This window comes from Nonomuraea maritima (genome assembly GCF_900100395.1).
Lineage (GTDB): Bacteria > Actinomycetota > Actinomycetes > Streptosporangiales > Streptosporangiaceae > Nonomuraea > Nonomuraea maritima.
In genome coordinates, this window is record NZ_FNFB01000033.1 from 67,334 (window position 1) to 81,988 (window position 14,655).

General features: G+C 70.4%; 16 protein-coding genes. 4 read left to right on the forward strand and 12 right to left on the reverse strand.

Annotated elements, in window-relative coordinates:
* Window positions 1–148 precede the first annotated feature (148 nt).
* Complete coding sequence (locus BLR04_RS33865; protein WP_143022338.1) at window positions 149–607, forward strand: hypothetical protein; 459 nt, start codon at window positions 149–151, stop codon at window positions 605–607.
* A gap of 162 nt (window positions 608–769) precedes the next feature.
* Here BLR04_RS33865 and BLR04_RS33870 read toward each other — a convergent pair whose 3' ends face one another.
* From BLR04_RS33870 to BLR04_RS33925, 12 genes are all read right to left on the reverse strand, one after another.
* A complete protein-coding gene (locus tag BLR04_RS33870) occupies window positions 770–1,183 on the reverse strand; it encodes an aconitase X swivel domain-containing protein (protein WP_218129271.1) in 414 nt (137 codons plus the stop codon).
* On the reverse strand, window positions 1,180–2,460 hold the full coding sequence (locus BLR04_RS33875) for an aconitase X (protein ID WP_090773045.1): 1,281 nt from the start codon (window positions 2,458–2,460) through the stop codon (window positions 1,180–1,182). The genes BLR04_RS33870 and BLR04_RS33875 overlap by 4 nt, the downstream gene beginning before the upstream one ends.
* An 8-nt stretch (window positions 2,461–2,468) precedes the next feature.
* A complete protein-coding gene (locus tag BLR04_RS33880; protein WP_090773047.1) occupies window positions 2,469–3,758 on the reverse strand; it encodes an FAD-dependent oxidoreductase in 1,290 nt (429 codons plus the stop codon).
* Window positions 3,759–3,780: 22 nt separating this feature from the next.
* Window positions 3,781–5,478, reverse strand: a complete 1,698-nt coding sequence (locus tag BLR04_RS33885) for a dihydroxy-acid dehydratase domain-containing protein (RefSeq protein ID WP_090773048.1) — start codon at window positions 5,476–5,478, stop codon at window positions 3,781–3,783.
* Complete coding sequence (locus BLR04_RS33890) at window positions 5,475–6,272, reverse strand: ABC transporter permease (RefSeq protein WP_090773050.1); 798 nt, start codon at window positions 6,270–6,272, stop codon at window positions 5,475–5,477. The genes BLR04_RS33885 and BLR04_RS33890 overlap by 4 nt, the downstream gene beginning before the upstream one ends.
* Window positions 6,273–6,275: 3 nt before the next feature.
* Entirely contained in the window at window positions 6,276–7,112 is an 837-nt protein-coding gene (locus tag BLR04_RS33895) for an ABC transporter ATP-binding protein (RefSeq protein WP_090773051.1), read from the reverse strand.
* Window positions 7,113–7,135: 23 nt separating this feature from the next.
* Window positions 7,136–8,203, reverse strand: coding sequence for an ABC transporter substrate-binding protein (locus BLR04_RS33900; RefSeq protein ID WP_090773052.1), 1,068 nt, complete (start codon window positions 8,201–8,203; stop codon window positions 7,136–7,138).
* Between the two features lie 84 nt (window positions 8,204–8,287).
* Window positions 8,288–9,082 (reverse strand): IclR family transcriptional regulator, encoded by a 795-nt coding sequence (locus tag BLR04_RS33905; protein ID WP_090773084.1) that lies wholly within the window; start codon window positions 9,080–9,082, stop codon window positions 8,288–8,290.
* A gap of 123 nt (window positions 9,083–9,205) precedes the next feature.
* The gene (locus tag BLR04_RS33910) at window positions 9,206–9,988 is read right to left on the reverse strand and encodes an IclR family transcriptional regulator (RefSeq protein ID WP_090773054.1); all 783 of its coding nucleotides are present in this window, start codon (window positions 9,986–9,988) and stop codon (window positions 9,206–9,208) included.
* 16 nt (window positions 9,989–10,004) lie between these two features.
* A complete protein-coding gene (locus BLR04_RS33915) occupies window positions 10,005–10,964 on the reverse strand; it encodes a PDR/VanB family oxidoreductase (RefSeq protein ID WP_245740832.1) in 960 nt (319 codons plus the stop codon).
* A gap of 28 nt (window positions 10,965–10,992) precedes the next feature.
* Window positions 10,993–11,238, reverse strand: coding sequence for a hypothetical protein (locus BLR04_RS33920; protein ID WP_090773058.1), 246 nt, complete (start codon window positions 11,236–11,238; stop codon window positions 10,993–10,995).
* Window positions 11,235–12,260, reverse strand: coding sequence for an aromatic ring-hydroxylating dioxygenase subunit alpha (locus BLR04_RS33925; protein WP_090773086.1), 1,026 nt, complete (start codon window positions 12,258–12,260; stop codon window positions 11,235–11,237). Before BLR04_RS33925 ends, BLR04_RS33920 begins: the two co-directional genes overlap by 4 nt.
* A 206-nt stretch (window positions 12,261–12,466) precedes the next feature.
* On the opposite strand from BLR04_RS33925, the gene BLR04_RS33930 reads away from it, so the two are divergent.
* From BLR04_RS33930 to BLR04_RS33940, 3 genes are all read left to right on the forward strand, one after another.
* On the forward strand, window positions 12,467–13,663 hold the full coding sequence (locus BLR04_RS33930) for a cytochrome P450 (RefSeq protein WP_090773060.1): 1,197 nt from the start codon (window positions 12,467–12,469) through the stop codon (window positions 13,661–13,663).
* Window positions 13,664–13,687: 24 nt separating this feature from the next.
* The gene (locus BLR04_RS33935; RefSeq protein ID WP_090773062.1) at window positions 13,688–14,284 is read left to right on the forward strand and encodes a TetR/AcrR family transcriptional regulator; all 597 of its coding nucleotides are present in this window, start codon (window positions 13,688–13,690) and stop codon (window positions 14,282–14,284) included.
* 125 nt (window positions 14,285–14,409) lie between these two features.
* A partial coding sequence (locus tag BLR04_RS33940; RefSeq protein ID WP_143022339.1) for a hypothetical protein occupies window positions 14,410–14,655 on the forward strand: 246 nt, incomplete at its 3' end.

Sequence of the window (14,655 nt, forward strand, 5' to 3'; positions counted from 1 at the left end):
GGATATCGGGAGGATCCGCAATAGAGGGTGGTAAGACGTGCAGCAGGGGGAAGTGGCTGCGTCCGATCGGGCTTCACTGGGGGAACGGAAGGCGGGACGAAGGCGCCGACTGTCGGTCTTCGACGCGGTGATCATGGCCGGGGGTCTGATGGTTCTGGCGTTCGCCGCCTACCAGGCGGGCCCGGCGCTGGCGGCGGCGACGGGTGACGGCCCGCACGGCACCTTCACCGCCGTACGGCAGTCGTGTTTCGAGCACCATCCGGGCAAGTGGCTCTGCACCTGGCGGGGCGACTTCAGGTCCGACGACGGCAAGGTGGTCCGCGAGGGCGTCACCCTCTACGACTCGGAACAGGACACGATGAAGGCCGGGCAGACGGTGCGCGCGTTCGACACCGGGCGGCCCGACCACGTCTACGGCGAGGACGGCTCCAGAGAGTGGGTCACCGTCGCCATCCTGCTGGCGCTGGGGGCAGGGCTGGCGAGCCGGCCGCTGTGGACCCGACGCCGCCCGCGCCCCGCGCCGGACGACGACGCTCGCGAAACCCGCGGCGCCGACGACGCCGAGGCGGTGGCGCCCTGGGAGCTCGCGCACGAGCCCGTGCGGTAGCGGCGGCGCCGGCTCACCACGAACTGGTGACGGCGTTGATCGCAGCGAGCAGCGCGCCGCCGAGCAACGCGATCACCAGAACCACACAGACAACTCTCGCCCAGGACTGCATCCCGTCATCTTGCAGGCCGGAACGCGCGACCACAACGGGTGAGCAGCGCTCTACCGCTGTTCACCGACCGTGAGCAGCCCCCGGTCGGCGTCGACGACGACCCAGTCACCCGTACGGACGACGTCGAGTGGGTCGGCGTCGAGCTCGGAGAGGGTCGGCACCCGGGTGACCACCGCGCCCAGCGCCGACTTCGTGGACAGCTTGCCGATCACCATCGCGAGCGGCGCCGTGCCGTACAGCCGGGTGCTCTGGAAGAAGCCCGACCAGCCGGAGGAGCCCTTCGCGCCCGGGAACACCAGCACCTTGCCCGTGAAGCAGACCCCGAACAGCGGGTGCCGGCGTTCGATGACGGTGCCGGTGGCGGGGTCGATGCCGCCCCAGCCGGAGATCGTCTCGTGCGAGACCAGCGCTTCTCCTTCGGCGTGACCGGGGACGATGCCACGGCCCTTGATCGTGACGGTCACTGCAGTTCTCCTCGCCATTTCCCGGTGACGGCCGCATCGACGCAGTCCTCCAGCGTCCCGAACCACGCCTCGATGCCCAGGATCGCGGGCAGGTAGTGCGCCTGCTTCGCCGAGTCGGTGGCGAACACGCGCGTGCCTTCGGGTGCCGACCGCGACATCGCAGGACAGGAGTCGGTCAGCACCCGTCCGCCGGCCCTGCGGATGCTCTCGGTGTATCCGTTGCGCTCCGCCACGACGCGCAGCGCCCGGGGCAGCATGATCCAGAGTTCGGTGCCCGGGTTGAGCCGCCTGCCGTCGAGCGCGCGGGCCACCCTGGCGACCTGGTCGAGCGAGGCGTGCGGGCAGCCGAGCAGGATGAAGTCGACGTCCTCCGACTCGCCCTGGTTGTTCAGCGTCTCGTGGACGGCCCGGCGCTCGGGCTCGCCGTACACGATCTTCTCGGGAGCGGGACGCCCGCCGAACGCGGCCTCGGGCGTCGGCGCCTCGGGGGTGATGCCGGGGATGTGGTAGAGCTCCACGCCCCCTGACGAGGCCGTCGCCGCGCCGAAGTGCTTGAGGTCGGTGAGGTCGGGCTGCCGCAGGTCGCCGACGAGGACCGGCCGGTTCTCCTGCACGATGTCGCCGACGAAGTACCCGAACATCCCCCAGTCGAGGGACCCTTCGACCGGTACGGCCGACTCGATCAGGTGCGTGCCGTACCGGTTCTCGCTCAGGTGGTTCCCCCAGCAGGGGATCTTCCCGGTCAGGCTCGCCGCGCCCGTCGAGGCGCCGCCCTCGCAGTTGGTACGTGCGCCGAGCACGGAGTTGGCGTACACCACCGCCGACGATTCCATCCACGCGCAGTGCTCGCCGCGCACCGGAAGGTTGCCCACCTGGTACGGCGTGCAGGTGGCGAGGATGTTGACGCCGTGGGCGCCGTAGAACGACTCGGCGTCGGCCTGCAGCTCCACCATGCTCGCCGGGTAGGGCGCGACGCCGAGCGCGTCGTCGCTGAACCCGTGCTGCAGCTGGCACGTGGGCACCCGCATGTGCGGGATGTCGAACTCCTCGTCGCTGTCGAGGTTGATCGTCGCGAACGCCTTGTTCCATCCGCCCTCACGGACCAGCGTGGCCTTGATCGGCGAGGGTTGCGTCATGGTTCCCGCGACGTTGCGCGTGTCGCAGAGGCGCTCGGCGCCGAGCGCCTCGCCATAGCGGATCAGGAGGTCCATCGCGGCGGCCACCGCGGGGCCCTCGGCGCCGTCCCGCATCGCCTTCTCGTCGTCAGCCAGTCTCACGGCTCCTCCTAGCTGTCGACATTCTCGGAGACGCGCCGGCGAAGCTCCGCCAGGTCGATCTCCCGGACGCTGCCGTCGCCGGCGAGGTCCAGCGCGTGCGCCGCGCCGAACCCCATCGCCGCGCACGGGCCCATCACCCGGACGCTGGACAGGGCGGCGGCGTCGCCGTCGACGCAGCGTCCGGCGGCGACGAGGTTGTGGGCGCCGACGGGGATCAGGCTGCGGAGCGGCACGTAGTGCACATGGTCGGAGTCGTACGTCTCCCAGACGTATCCCTCCACCCGGTCGTGCAGCTCGATGGGCCAGGCGGTGCGGGCGACTGCGTCCTCGAACCGCACCCCGGACCGGACCTCGTCCACGGTGAGCTGGTGCACGCCGGCGATCCAGCGGGTCTGCCGGCGGCCGGGGAAGCCGTAGGTGCGGACCTTCGCCTCGCCGAACGCCTTCGGGAACTCCTCGCGGAGGAACTCAACGACCCGGTCGGCCTGCGCCCGGCCCTCCAGCTGGGCCCGAGAAGCCCTGACCGCCTGCAGCGGCGCCTCGACATGCGTCATGTTCATCACGGCGGTGTTCCGTCCGGGGAAGAAGAAGGCCAGGCCGTCGCGCCGTACCAGCCCGTACTGCTCCGCCTTCTCGTGGACGCGGGCGGCGAGCTCCTCCCGGCCGGGCTGGAACTCCTCCCGCAGGTTCTCCAGCCGGATCTGCTGCGAGCCCCACACCGTGCGCTCGGGGACCCGGCAGGGCATGCCGGCCTCCCAGGTCAGGGAGGCGTCGCCGCTGGCGTCGACGAACCCGGCCGCCGCCACCCGGACCAGTCCGTGCCGGGTGGCGAAGGTCGTGGTGCGGACGTGCCCGTCGCTCGCGTCGACGGTGAGCACGGACGCGCCGAGCACGACCTGGATGCCCAGCGCGTGGACGAGGTTCTCGATCCACCGGCTGAGCGCGACCTCGTCGTAGCTGACGGTCATCGTGTGGGTTCTGTTGAAGTGGATGTCGTTCGTCCTGCCCAGGTCCTCGAACATCGGGTCGAAGATCCCGTGGGTCAGCTGGTGGTAGCCGGGCCCGTTGCCGTACACGCCGCAGAACAGCCCGATCAGGGAGTTGACGCACTGACCGCCGAGCACCGGCAGGGCGTCCACGAGGACGACGGATCGGCCGAGGCGGCGGGCCTCGACGGCCGCGGACAGGCCCGCGATGCCGGCTCCGACCACGCAGATGTCCGCGGTGACTTCTTCCGGCGGGTGACCGCCGCTCTTGGTGACGGTGTTGATCTTGAGTTCGGTGAGCGGATGAGGCAAGGCTTCTCCTCGGAGGACGTGGTCAGGCGGGGGTCACCGGAAGGTCGTTGCCGCGCAGCGTCGCGCCACGGGCGAGGGGCTCGACCGACCGCGCGTAGACCGGGAGCCAGCCGGACGTCCCGCCGGGCACCCGGTGCCGCGCGCGCTCCTCGTGCCGCCGCGTCAGCTCCGCCTCGTCGATGAGCAGGTCGACGCGGCGGGTGGCCAGGTCGATCGCGATCCTGTCGCCGTCCGCGACCACGCCGAGCGGGCCGGGCAGGGCGGCCTCGGGGATGACCTCGCCGACGACGATGCCCTTGTTGACCAGGCCGGACAGCTGCCCGTCGGTCAGGACGGCCACGTGCTCGGTCAGCCCGGCGCCGTTGAGCGCGAAGACGGTCTGGGAGGCCATGCCCATGCCGGGGCTGCCCACCGGGCCGAGCCCGCGCAGAACCAGGACGTCACCCTGTCGCACCACTCCGCCCTCGATGGCGGCGATCGCCGACGGGGCGTCGTCGAAGACGCGGGCCTGGCCCTCGAACGTGGTGGCCCGGACCTCGGTGACCGACAGCTTGACGATCGCCGAACCGGGGGCGAGCGAGCCGCGGACGACGACGACGGTCGCGTGCCCGCCGCGCGGGTGCGCGAGCGGCCGGATGGCTTCTTCGTCCTTGACCATCGCCGAGGCGACCCGATCGGCCATCGTCTCGCCGGTGACGGTGACCGCGTCGCCGGCGAGGCGGTCGCCGAGTTGCTTGAGGACCGCGAGTGCGCCGCCGGCGTCCTCGAACCGCTCGATCGTGTCCTCTCCGTTGGGCCGTACGGCGGACAGCGGACGGATCACCTCGGCGTACTCCTCGAACAGTGCGTACACGTCGACGTCGGTGTCCGCCTCGCGGGCGATCGCCTGCAGATGCTTGACGGTGTTGATGGAACCGCTCACCGCGAGCACCGCCATAACCGCGTTCGCGAACGCGCCGGGCGACAGGATCGTGCGCGGCCGGCGGCCCGCGAGCACCGCCTCGACGATCGCGCGACCGCTCGCCCGGACGCTGTTCCACATCGCCTCGCTGTTCGCCCGCACCGGTGTCGAGCCCGGCAGCGTCATGCCGAGCGCCTCGGCGACGATGTGCATGGAGTTCGCGGTGCCCATCCCGGTGCACACGCCCGGTCCGGTGATCGCGCGGGCGCTCATGTCGCACAGGCCCTCGAACGTGATGCCGCCGAACTTCAGGTGGCCCGCGTGCAGGAAGACGTCCTCGATGTCGACCGGCTCGCCGGTGTCGAGCCGCCCCGAGCTCTGGTAACCGCAGGACAGGACCAGCGTGGGGACGTCGAGCCGGGCGGCGGCCATCAGCTGGCCGGGGGTCGTCTTGTCGCAGGAGGCCAGGCAAACCATGCCGTCGAGCTGGGCGCCCTCGACCACGGCCTCGATGTCGTTGCTCAGCAGGTCTCGGCTCGACAGGACGTAGCCGCCGCTGCCGCCGGCGGCCATGATGAAGTCCGTCGGCGCGACGGTCCTGATCTCGAACGCCACGCCGCCCGCGTCCGCGACCGACTCCTTGACCGCGGCGGCGATGGGGTCGAGGTGACTGAAGCACGGGGAGAGCCCGGACGACGAGTTCACGATCGCGATCTTCGGCTTGGTCAGGTCGTCGTCGGTGAGCCCGAGCGCGAACCACTGCGCGCGCCGTGTGGCCCAGCGGGGGCTGCCCTGCGGAAGGTTGCTGCGAAGAGTCACCGGTTCCCGTCCTGAAGGCCGTAGACGGACTCGTGCCAGGGGATGAAGAAGCGTTTGAGGCCGTGGACCGCGAAGTAGAGCAGCAGTCCGAGGACCGACAGCAGGATGATCACCGCGAACAGCGCAGGGGCGTTCAGCTCGTTGAGCGTCCGCACCACCAGGTAGCCCAGCCCCTCGCTGCCGCCGAGGTACTCGCCGACGATCGTGCCGATGATCGCGAAGACGATGCCGACCTCCATGCCGGCGAAGACGTACGGCATGGTGCTCTTCAGTTCGAGGTGCCGGAACGTCTGCCACCTGCTCGCGTTGAGGCTGCGCATGACCTCGCGCTGTCCGGCCTCGACGGAGCGTACGCCGAGCTGCACGTTCAGCATGATCGGGAAGAACGCCAGCATCGCCGACATGACCACCTTGGACGTCATCCCGAAGCCGAACCAGATGACGAAGAGCGGGATCAGCGCGACCTTCGGGACGACCTGGGAGGCGACGATCAGCGGCCGCAGGCCGCGCTCGATCCACGCCACCTTGCCGAGGACGACGCCCACCGCGACCCCGGACACCAGCGCGATCAGGAACCCGCCGATGGTCTCGATGGCCGTGACCTGGGCGTGCTGCCAGGTCAGCGGGTCGGTCACCACCGTCACGAGGCTCTCGGCGACCGTCAGCGGGGGCGGCAGCACCAGTTCGGAGACGCCGGTGACGCGGACGAACACATCCCAGGCGACGAAGAACGCCAGGAGGATCAGCGCTGTGCTGAGCCAGGGGAGCAGCCGTCTTGATCTTTCCCTCGTCATGCCCTACTCCTCCTCGTCCAGAGCGTGGCGCAGATCGCGGACGATGGCGCCGAACTCCGGCTCGGTCTGCACGTCGATGCCGCGCGGCCGCTCGAAGCCGACGGACGTGATCCGGCGGATGCGGCCCGGCCGCGGCGTCAGGTGGACCACCCGGTCACCCAGGAAGACCGCCTCGGTGATGTCGTGGGTGACGAACACGACGGTCGCCTTCGTGGCCAGCGCGATGCGCTGCAGCTCGATGTTCATCCGTTCGCGGGTCAGCGCGTCGAGCGCGCCGAACGGCTCGTCCATCAGCAGCAGCTTCGGCCGGATGCTCAGGGCCCTGGCGATCGCGACCCGCTGGCGCATGCCTCCGGACAGCTCGCGAGGGTAGGACTTCTCGAACCCCTTGAGCCCGACGAGTTCGGCGAGCTCGTACGCCCGCTCCCGCCGCTGCCGTCCGTCCAGCCCGCGCAGCCGTAACGGGAGGGAGATGTTGTCGGCGACGGAGTACCACGGGAAGAGGTTGGCCTCCTGGAACACGACCCCGAGCTGGGATACCACGGAGGAGTCGACCTTGGCGCCGTTCCACAGCGACCTGCCCTCGACCATGATCTGGCCGGTGGTCGGGCTGAGCAGACCGGCCAGCATGCGCAGCAGCGTGGTCTTCCCGCAGCCGGACCTGCCGATCAGCGACACGAACTCGCCGTCGCTGATCGTCAGGTGGATGTCGGACAGGGCGTGCGTGCTCGCCCGCTTGGTGTGGAACTCCTTGCCGATGCCGACCAGCTGGAGCTTGGCGGGCGCCGGAGGCCGGGCGTTCGTGGACTGGTGGAGCGTCTCGGCGCTGTCGGTGGGCATCGGACTCCTTCGGATCAGCTGACTCAGGCCTTGGGCAGCAGGCTGTTGTCGAACCAGGAGCCGGCGTCCGCGCCGGACTTGGCCAGGCCGGCGGCGGTGAGCTCGGTGTACCCGGCCGCCCAGGCCGCCTGGTCGGTGACGAGGAGCGGCTTGCTCGGATCGCCGCCGGTCCAGCTTTCCCGCAGCAGGGTGAGGCTCGCCTTGGCGATCTTGTCGTCGTCGAGGGTGGCGAAGGAGTACCTGGTGCGCAGCTGCTTGACGGTCTCGTCGAGCGACTCGTCCGCCACGATCGCCGACAGGGCGTCGTCGATCCCGGCCATGAACGCCTGCAGCGTCCCGGAGTCGTTCTTGAGGGCGTCCTTGCTGGTGACGTACACCTGAAGGTCTGATTTGACGGTCTCGCCGGGGTTGAACAGGCCGACGTCGGGGTTCTGCGCTGTGAGGATCGTGGCGGTGTCGACGCTGACCACGTACCCGGCCAGGCGTCCCTGCTCCACGAGGCTGAACGTGCCGGGGGTGAGGCCGACGACCTGGCGCTTGGTCTGCTCGGGGTCGATCCCGGCGTTGGCCAGCACGAGCGAGACCACCTTGTCGCTGGTGCCGCCCTCGGAGGGCACGCCCATCGTCTGGCCGACGAAGTCCTCGGGCTTGGCGAGCGGGTGGCGCTTCTTGCTGTACACGAAGCGCAGGGACGAGCCCCGGCTGAGCGTGCCGATGGTGACCAGCGGCTGTCCGGTGTCGGCGACCGCGGTCATGACGTCGATCTGGCCGAGCCGGGTGATGGGGGCGATGCCCGACAGCAGCGTCTGCATGGCCTGCGGCGACCCCTTCACGGGCTGCAGGGTGACGTCGAGGCCGTGCTTCTTGAAGTGGCCTCCCGCGACGGCGAGCAGCTCGGGTGTGAGGGAGAGGGTTTCGAGCGGCAGATAGCTCAGGAACGTGACCTTCCCGCTGCCGTCCGCGCCGGCGTCGCCGGAACCGCATCCGGCCAGCAGCGCGGGACCGGCGGTCGCGGCGGCCAGGGCGAAGGCGGAGCGCCGGAGGAACGACCTGCGGCTGAGGGACGCCGAGGCGAGTGTGGTGGAAGACACCGTCTATCTCCTCTTTTCGATCTGACCAGCCCTCACACCCCGAAGCCGGTCAAGATGAGCGTCGCCCTACCTGGCCGTGGCGGGCTACCTGCCTTTCCGGATAGCGGAAGGGGTGCGCGGCCGAGTTCGCCGCCGGCGCGCTCCCAGGGCATTCGAGATCCCGCGCGCGCTGGCCTGGACCAGGTAGGCGAGGTTGGGAGTGTGCGACTCGGTGTGCGGCACGATCAGTGAAAGAGCCGCGACGACGGTGTTGTCGGGGTTGTGGATGGGCGCGGCGAGCGAGGCGTACGCCGGGTTGATCTGCCGGTCGCTGATGGCGTACCCGGAGCGCCGGATCTGCGCGAGCACCTGCCGCAGCTCGCGCGGGTTCGAACAGGTCCTCGAGGTGTACGACCTCAGCGGCCCGCCGATGACCTCCTCCTGGAGTTCGGCGGGGGCGTGCGCGAGCAGCACCAGCCCGACGGCGGTGGCGTGCATGGGGTAGCGGCCGCCCACGCGCGGGCGCTCACTCGCCGTCTCGGGGCTGACGAAGCGCTCCACGAAAACGACCTCGTCCTTCTCCCGGACGGCGAGGTGCACTCCCCGGTGGGTCGCCTCGAAGAGGTCCTGCATGAACGGCAGGGCGATGCGTTGCAGGCCGACCGACCGGGGGGCGAGCGCCGCCACCTCCCACAGGCGCAGCCCGATCCGGTAGTCGCCGAAGTCGTCGCGTTCGAGCCCGCCCCACTGGTGCAGCTCGGTCACGATGCGATGGGTGGTCGTGAGCGGCACGCCGGAGCGGCGGCTGATCTCAGAAAGGCTGAGACCGCCTTGGGCTTCTTTGCAGGTGTCCAGGATGTGTAAGGCGCGCCGCAGGACGGACCTACGCTCTTCCGCCATCTTCACCGCCTCGTCCAGTGATGACCGTCGATCATCGTTGGGTAAGTAACAAGACTTTTCCTGATAAGAAGGTCTTTTAATCCTGTAACGGGACGACTCGGAGATAACGCCGTCCCCGCGAGGTCAGCAGGGCTGCCTCAACGTGGGCAGCGCACGGGCGATGCCGCGCGCGGCGCCTCGGATGGCGAGGGCGAGCGCGGCGGGTTGCGCCCCGTCGGCGCGCACCACCAGCGACACGGCGGCGATCGCGGTGCCGTCGGCGGAGAAGATGGGGGCGGCGACCGACAGGGCGTCCAGCGTGACCTGCCCGTCGCTCACGGCGTAACCGTCACGGCGGATGTCGGCCAGCATCTGCCGCAGCACCATCGGATCGGTCACGGTCTTCGACGTGTACGCGGGCAGCGGCGCGGCCAGCACCTGTTCCTGCACCTCCGGCGCCGCGTGCGCGAGCAGCGCGAGCCCCACGCCGGTGGCGTGCAGGGCGAACCGCCCGCCGACCCGGGTCAGCACGGGCACGGCATGCCGGCCCGCGATGCGCTCGACGAACACGACCTCCAGCCCGTCACGCACGGCGAACTGCACGTTCTCGTGGGTCAGCTCGTAGAGGTCCTCCAGGAAGGGCAGCGCGGCCTCGCGCAGGCCGAGGCCGCGCGGGGCCAGCGAGCCCACCTCCCACAACCGCAGCCCGATCCGCAGCCGCCGGTCAGGGCCGCGTTCGAGCGCGCCCCACGCGACGAGCTCGCTGACCCGGCGGTGCGCGGTCGGCACGGAGAGCCCCGCCCGGCGGGCCAGCTCGCTGAGCGTCAGCGCGGGGGTGTCCGGACCGAACGCGGCCAGTAAGGCGAGCACCTTGCCGGTGACCGTCCTGCACCGATCGGCCGCCGCGGAGGGAGGTGGGACGGGCACGATGCGCTCCCTGTGATCAGAGGTCGAGAACCAGCCGGGGAGAGGTGGCGCGGGACACACAGATCATCATGATGTCGCCGGCCGCCCGTTCCTCGGCGGTGAGAACCGCGTCACGGTGGTCGGGCAGGCCGTCGAGCACGACGGTCTCGCAGGTGCCGCAGGTGCCCTCCTGACAGGACGACAGGACGGAGAGGCCCGACTCCTCGATCACCTGGAGGATCGAGGAGTCAGGAGGCACCGGCAGGACCTTGCCCGATCGGGCCAGTTCCACCACGAACGCGTGGTTCGGGCCGTCGTCCGCCTTCGGGGAGAACCGCTCGACGTGCAGGACGCCCGGCGGCCACGACGCGCCGCGCTCCTCCACCGCCGCCAGCAGCGGTTCAGGGCCGCAGCAGTAGATGGCCGTGCCCGGGTCGGGGTCCGCCAGCAGGGTGTCGAGGTCGAGCAGCCCGGTCTCGTCCTGGGGCCGCACGCTGACGCGGTCACCGTAGGCGGCGGTCAGCTGCTCGTGGAAGGCCATCGAGGCGCGCCGCCGGCCGCCGTACACGAGCCGCCAGTCGGCGCCGGCCGCCTCGGCGGCGGAGATCATGGGCAGGATCGGCGTGATGCCGATGCCGCCCGCGATGAACAGGTAGCGCCGCGAGGCCACCAGGGGGAAGTGGTTGCGCGGGCCACGGATGCGTACTTCGCTTCCCGTGGTCAGCTCGTCGTGGACGTGGCGGGAACCGCCGCGGCCGTCGGGTTCGCGCAGCACGGCGATCCGTAACGCGGACCGGTCCTCCGGGTCGCCGCACAGGGAGTACTGACGGACGAGATCGGGCCGCAGCACCAGGTCCACATGCGCTCCTGGCTCCCAGGGCGGGAACGGTTCACCGTCCAGCGCGGCGAGCGTCAGCAGGACCACGCCGTCGGCGACGGTCTCCGCGCGGTCGACCACGCAGACCAGGTCACGCTCGGTCATGGTGGGGGTGCTCACGCCAGGCCTCCGTTCCCTCGGGCGCTGCTCACGCTCGGCCTCCGTTCCCTCGGGCTTCTGGGCTGCCCAAGGCAGGGGGAAGGGGCTCGAAGGCGGCGGGCTGTTCGGGGTGGTGGCCTTCGGGGTGGGCGAGCAGCCATTCCCACAGCTCGACGGGGTCCTCGAAGTCGTGCGCGGCGCCGCAGTGACACACGCCCGTCAGCACGTCGGTGCCCGGTTGCCAGTGGACCCGGTAGACGGTGTCGCCGTGCAGCATGGCGGTCCGGTCACTCATGACCGAACGTCGCTCATCCGCTTGAGTATCCGGCGGGCGGCGAGACCTCCGGTGTCGATGTTGATGCTGAGCTCCTGGTAGCCCTCGGGCTCGGTGGCGATGACCCGCTCCAGGATGTTGAGCGCGGTCACGTCCTGCAGCACCACCGTGCGGTTGCTCTCCCGCAGGAAGTCGGAGACGCCCTGGTCGTCCAGCGCGAAGTCCCTGGCGACCGCCCAGAAGTCGAGGGTGCTGTGCTCGGTCTCCGGCGTGATGGCGTAGACGACCTCCACGTGGAAGCCGTCGGGGTCGGAGCCGTCGGCGTTCGGCAGCACGCCGGCCGGGGCGACCCTGCTGTGCAGCAGGTACAGGCACGGCGGGTGGTACTCGATGTCCTGCCAGCGCGTGATGCGCCCCTCGATGCCGGTGGAGCGGGCGTAGAACGGCGGGCAGGCGGCGTCGGCCATGTGCCGGCTGACGTGGACGACGCCGTTCTTGTCGTCCACCTCCGTGGTGATCGGCGTCTCGGCGACCTCGGGGGTTCCGATGTATCCCCCGTGCAGGTACGTCTCGTGCGACAGGTCCATGAGGTTGTCGACGAGCAGCTCGTACCTGGCCGCGAGCGGCTCCATGCCGGACACCGTGGTGTAGGCGGGGTCGGCGAGCCAGGGGGCGCGGGGGATCAGGCTCTCGTCGGCGCGCTCCCGCTCGCCGATCCACACCCAGACGAACGAGTCCTGCTCGACCACCGGGTACGACGCCACCCGCGCGGTGCGCGGAACGCGTCGCTGGCCGGGCACCGCCACGCACGCGCCGGTGCGGTCGTAGGTGAAGCCGTGGTAGCCGCAGACGACGGTGTCGCCGTCGAGGTGGCTCTGCGACAGGGGGTAGCGGCGATGCACGCACCTGTCCGCGAGCGCGACGGGCTCGCCGTCCTCGGTCCGGTAGAGGACCAGCGGTTCGCCGAGAATTGTCCGGGACAGCAGGTCGCGTCCCACTTCGTAGCCGTATGCCGCCACGTACCACTGGTCACGAACAAACACGACGCGCACGCTCCTCGCCGACCTCGACCGAAGACAGCCTCGTACCGGCCGTCGCCATGAGGATCAGCGATGCCGCGACGGCGGAAAAGCCGAGTTTTCATCTGGTGAAAGACAACGTGCCAGGCCCCGCTCGCGTACCGAAGTGATGGGCTACTCTCGTTTTTGACGGATGCAGTCAAGGCGAGTCCGATCCATCGGGAGATGACATGAGCGATTCTGTGACGCTGCCCCTGCACATGCGGCGCAGCGGATTCGACCCCGACCCCGAGCTGTCGGCGCTGCGCGACGACGACGGCGTCCGCCGGGTGCCCACCATGTTCGGCTTCGACGCGTGGATCGTCAGCCGCCACGCCGACGTGCGGGCGGTGCTCGGCGACCCCGCGCGCTTCAGCAACGCGCAGAGCATGGCGCTGCAGGCGGCCGGCCGGCCGCAGTACAGCGAGGAGGAGCTCAGGAAGGCGCGGGCCGGCAACCTGCTCGCGTTCGACCCGCCCGAGCACACCCGGCTGCGCCGCATCCTGACGCCGGAGTTCACCATGCGCAGGATGCGCCGCCTCGAGCCGCGCATCCACGAGATCGTCGAGGAGCACCTCGACGCGATGGAGCGCACCGGGTCGCCGGTCGACCTGGTCTCCGCCTTCGCGCTGCCGATCCCGTCCCTGGTGATCTGCGAACTGCTGGGTGTTCCGTACGCCGACCGCGACGGCTTCCAGCGACGTACCGGCAAGGTGCTGGACATCTCGCTCCCGGTGGAGCAGCGGCAGGCGGCGAGCATCGAACAGCGCGCCTACATGGGGGAGCTGGTCGCCCGCGCCCAGGTCGAGCCGGGCGACGACATGCTCGGCATGCTCGTCCGCGAGCACGGCGACGACCTCGACACCGACGAGCTGGTGGGCATCGCCGGGCTGTTGCTGCTGGCCGGCCACGAGACCACGTCCAACATGCTCGGGCTCGGCACGCTGGCCCTGCTGCGCCACCCCGACCAGCTCGAACTGCTCAAGAAGGAGCCAGAGCGGATCGGCGCCACCGTGGAGGAGCTGCTGCGCTGGCTCAGCATCGTCCACTCCGGCACGGGCAAGGTCACGACCACCGAGGTGGAGCTGTCCGGCACCCGCATCCCGGCCGGTGCGCTCGTGATGTGCGCGCTGCCGGCGGCCAACCGTGACCCGGCGTTCATCTCCGACCCCGAGCGCTTCGACATCACCCGCGGCGACCTCGGCCACGTCGCCTTCGGCCACGGCGTGCACCACTGCCTGGGCGCTCCGCTGGCCAGGATGGAGATGCGCATCGCCTTCCCGGCGCTGTTCGCGCGCTTCCCCGGGCTGCGCGAGACCGGCACCACGCCGGAGTTCCGCTCCTTCAACGTCGTGTACGGCCTGACGACCTTCGAAGTCGCCTGGTAGACACCGGCTGCTAGCGTTCACCGTGTGCACGAGCAGCGACCGCGGGCCGACGCGCTGCGCAACGCCGACAAGATCGTCCGGGCCGCCATCGCCGTCCTGCGCGAACGCGGCCCCGAGGTCTCCCTCGAAGAGATCGCCCGCCAGGCGGGCATCGGGAGCGCCACCGTCTACCGGCGCTTCGGCGACCGCGACGGCGTGATCCGGGCCGCGTTCCAGACGTACTTCGCCGAGGAGGTCGAGCCGCTCGCGCTCGCCGCCCGCGACGCAGCCGACGCCGGGGGCGCGCTGGCGGAGGCGCTGACGGCGGCCGTCGACACGCTGGCCGCGCACGCGGGGCTGCTGAAGGCGGCCCGGCAGTCGGGCGCGTTCACCGTCGACATCGCCGAGCGGTTCATGGGACCGCTCGGCGCCGTGCTGACCAGGGCTCAGGAGGCGGGGCAGGTGCGGGCCGACCTGCGCGTACGCGACCTGGCGGCGATCATCGTCATGGCGCTGGCCACCGCCCACTCCGGTGATCCCGCCCCCCGCCGCTACCTGGCCCTGCTGCTGTCGAGCCTGCGTCCGTCGGACGACCTCCTGCCGGAGCCTTCCGGGCATCCCCTCCTGAAACCAGGCGCCTGAGTGTGCAGTAGTGCACTCTGTGCGTTAGTACGCAGAACGCGGGCTTGCTGATCCCTAAGTTGATGGTCGTCGGGAGCGATCGCCGCTCCCGGGAACCCTCTCCTCACACTCAGGGACAGATCATCATGAAGCTTCGCAACGTTCTCGCCGGTACCGTTCTCGCCGGTGCGGTCATGGCCGGTGTGGCCGCCGCTCCCGCGCAGGCCGCCACCACGCAGGCCGCCGGTTCTGTGTCGTTCACGAAGCACTGGTTCGACGGGTACTCCGGTTTCAGCCGGGGTGAGTCGCGGGGTGAGCGTTCGTACTACAAGGGCTACTACTACTTCTCCAACGGTCGTTACTACTTCGACGTGGACGTGTGGGACCGTGAC

Excerpts from the sequence above, each read along its gene's own strand:
- BLR04_RS33865 (WP_143022338.1), top strand. The coding sequence starts at position 149 with ATGGTTCTGGCGTTCGCCGCCTACCAGGCGGGCCCGGCGCTGGCGGCG.
- BLR04_RS33890 (WP_090773050.1), bottom strand. The coding sequence starts at position 6,272 with ATGACGAGGGAAAGATCAAGACGGCTGCTCCCCTGGCTCAGCACAGCG.
- BLR04_RS33895 (WP_090773051.1), bottom strand. The coding sequence starts at position 7,112 with ATGCCCACCGACAGCGCCGAGACGCTCCACCAGTCCACGAACGCCCGG.
- BLR04_RS33905 (WP_090773084.1), bottom strand. The coding sequence starts at position 9,082 with ATGGCGGAAGAGCGTAGGTCCGTCCTGCGGCGCGCCTTACACATCCTG.
- BLR04_RS33920 (WP_090773058.1), bottom strand. The coding sequence starts at position 11,238 with ATGAGTGACCGGACCGCCATGCTGCACGGCGACACCGTCTACCGGGTC.
- BLR04_RS33930 (WP_090773060.1), top strand. The coding sequence starts at position 12,467 with ATGAGCGATTCTGTGACGCTGCCCCTGCACATGCGGCGCAGCGGATTC.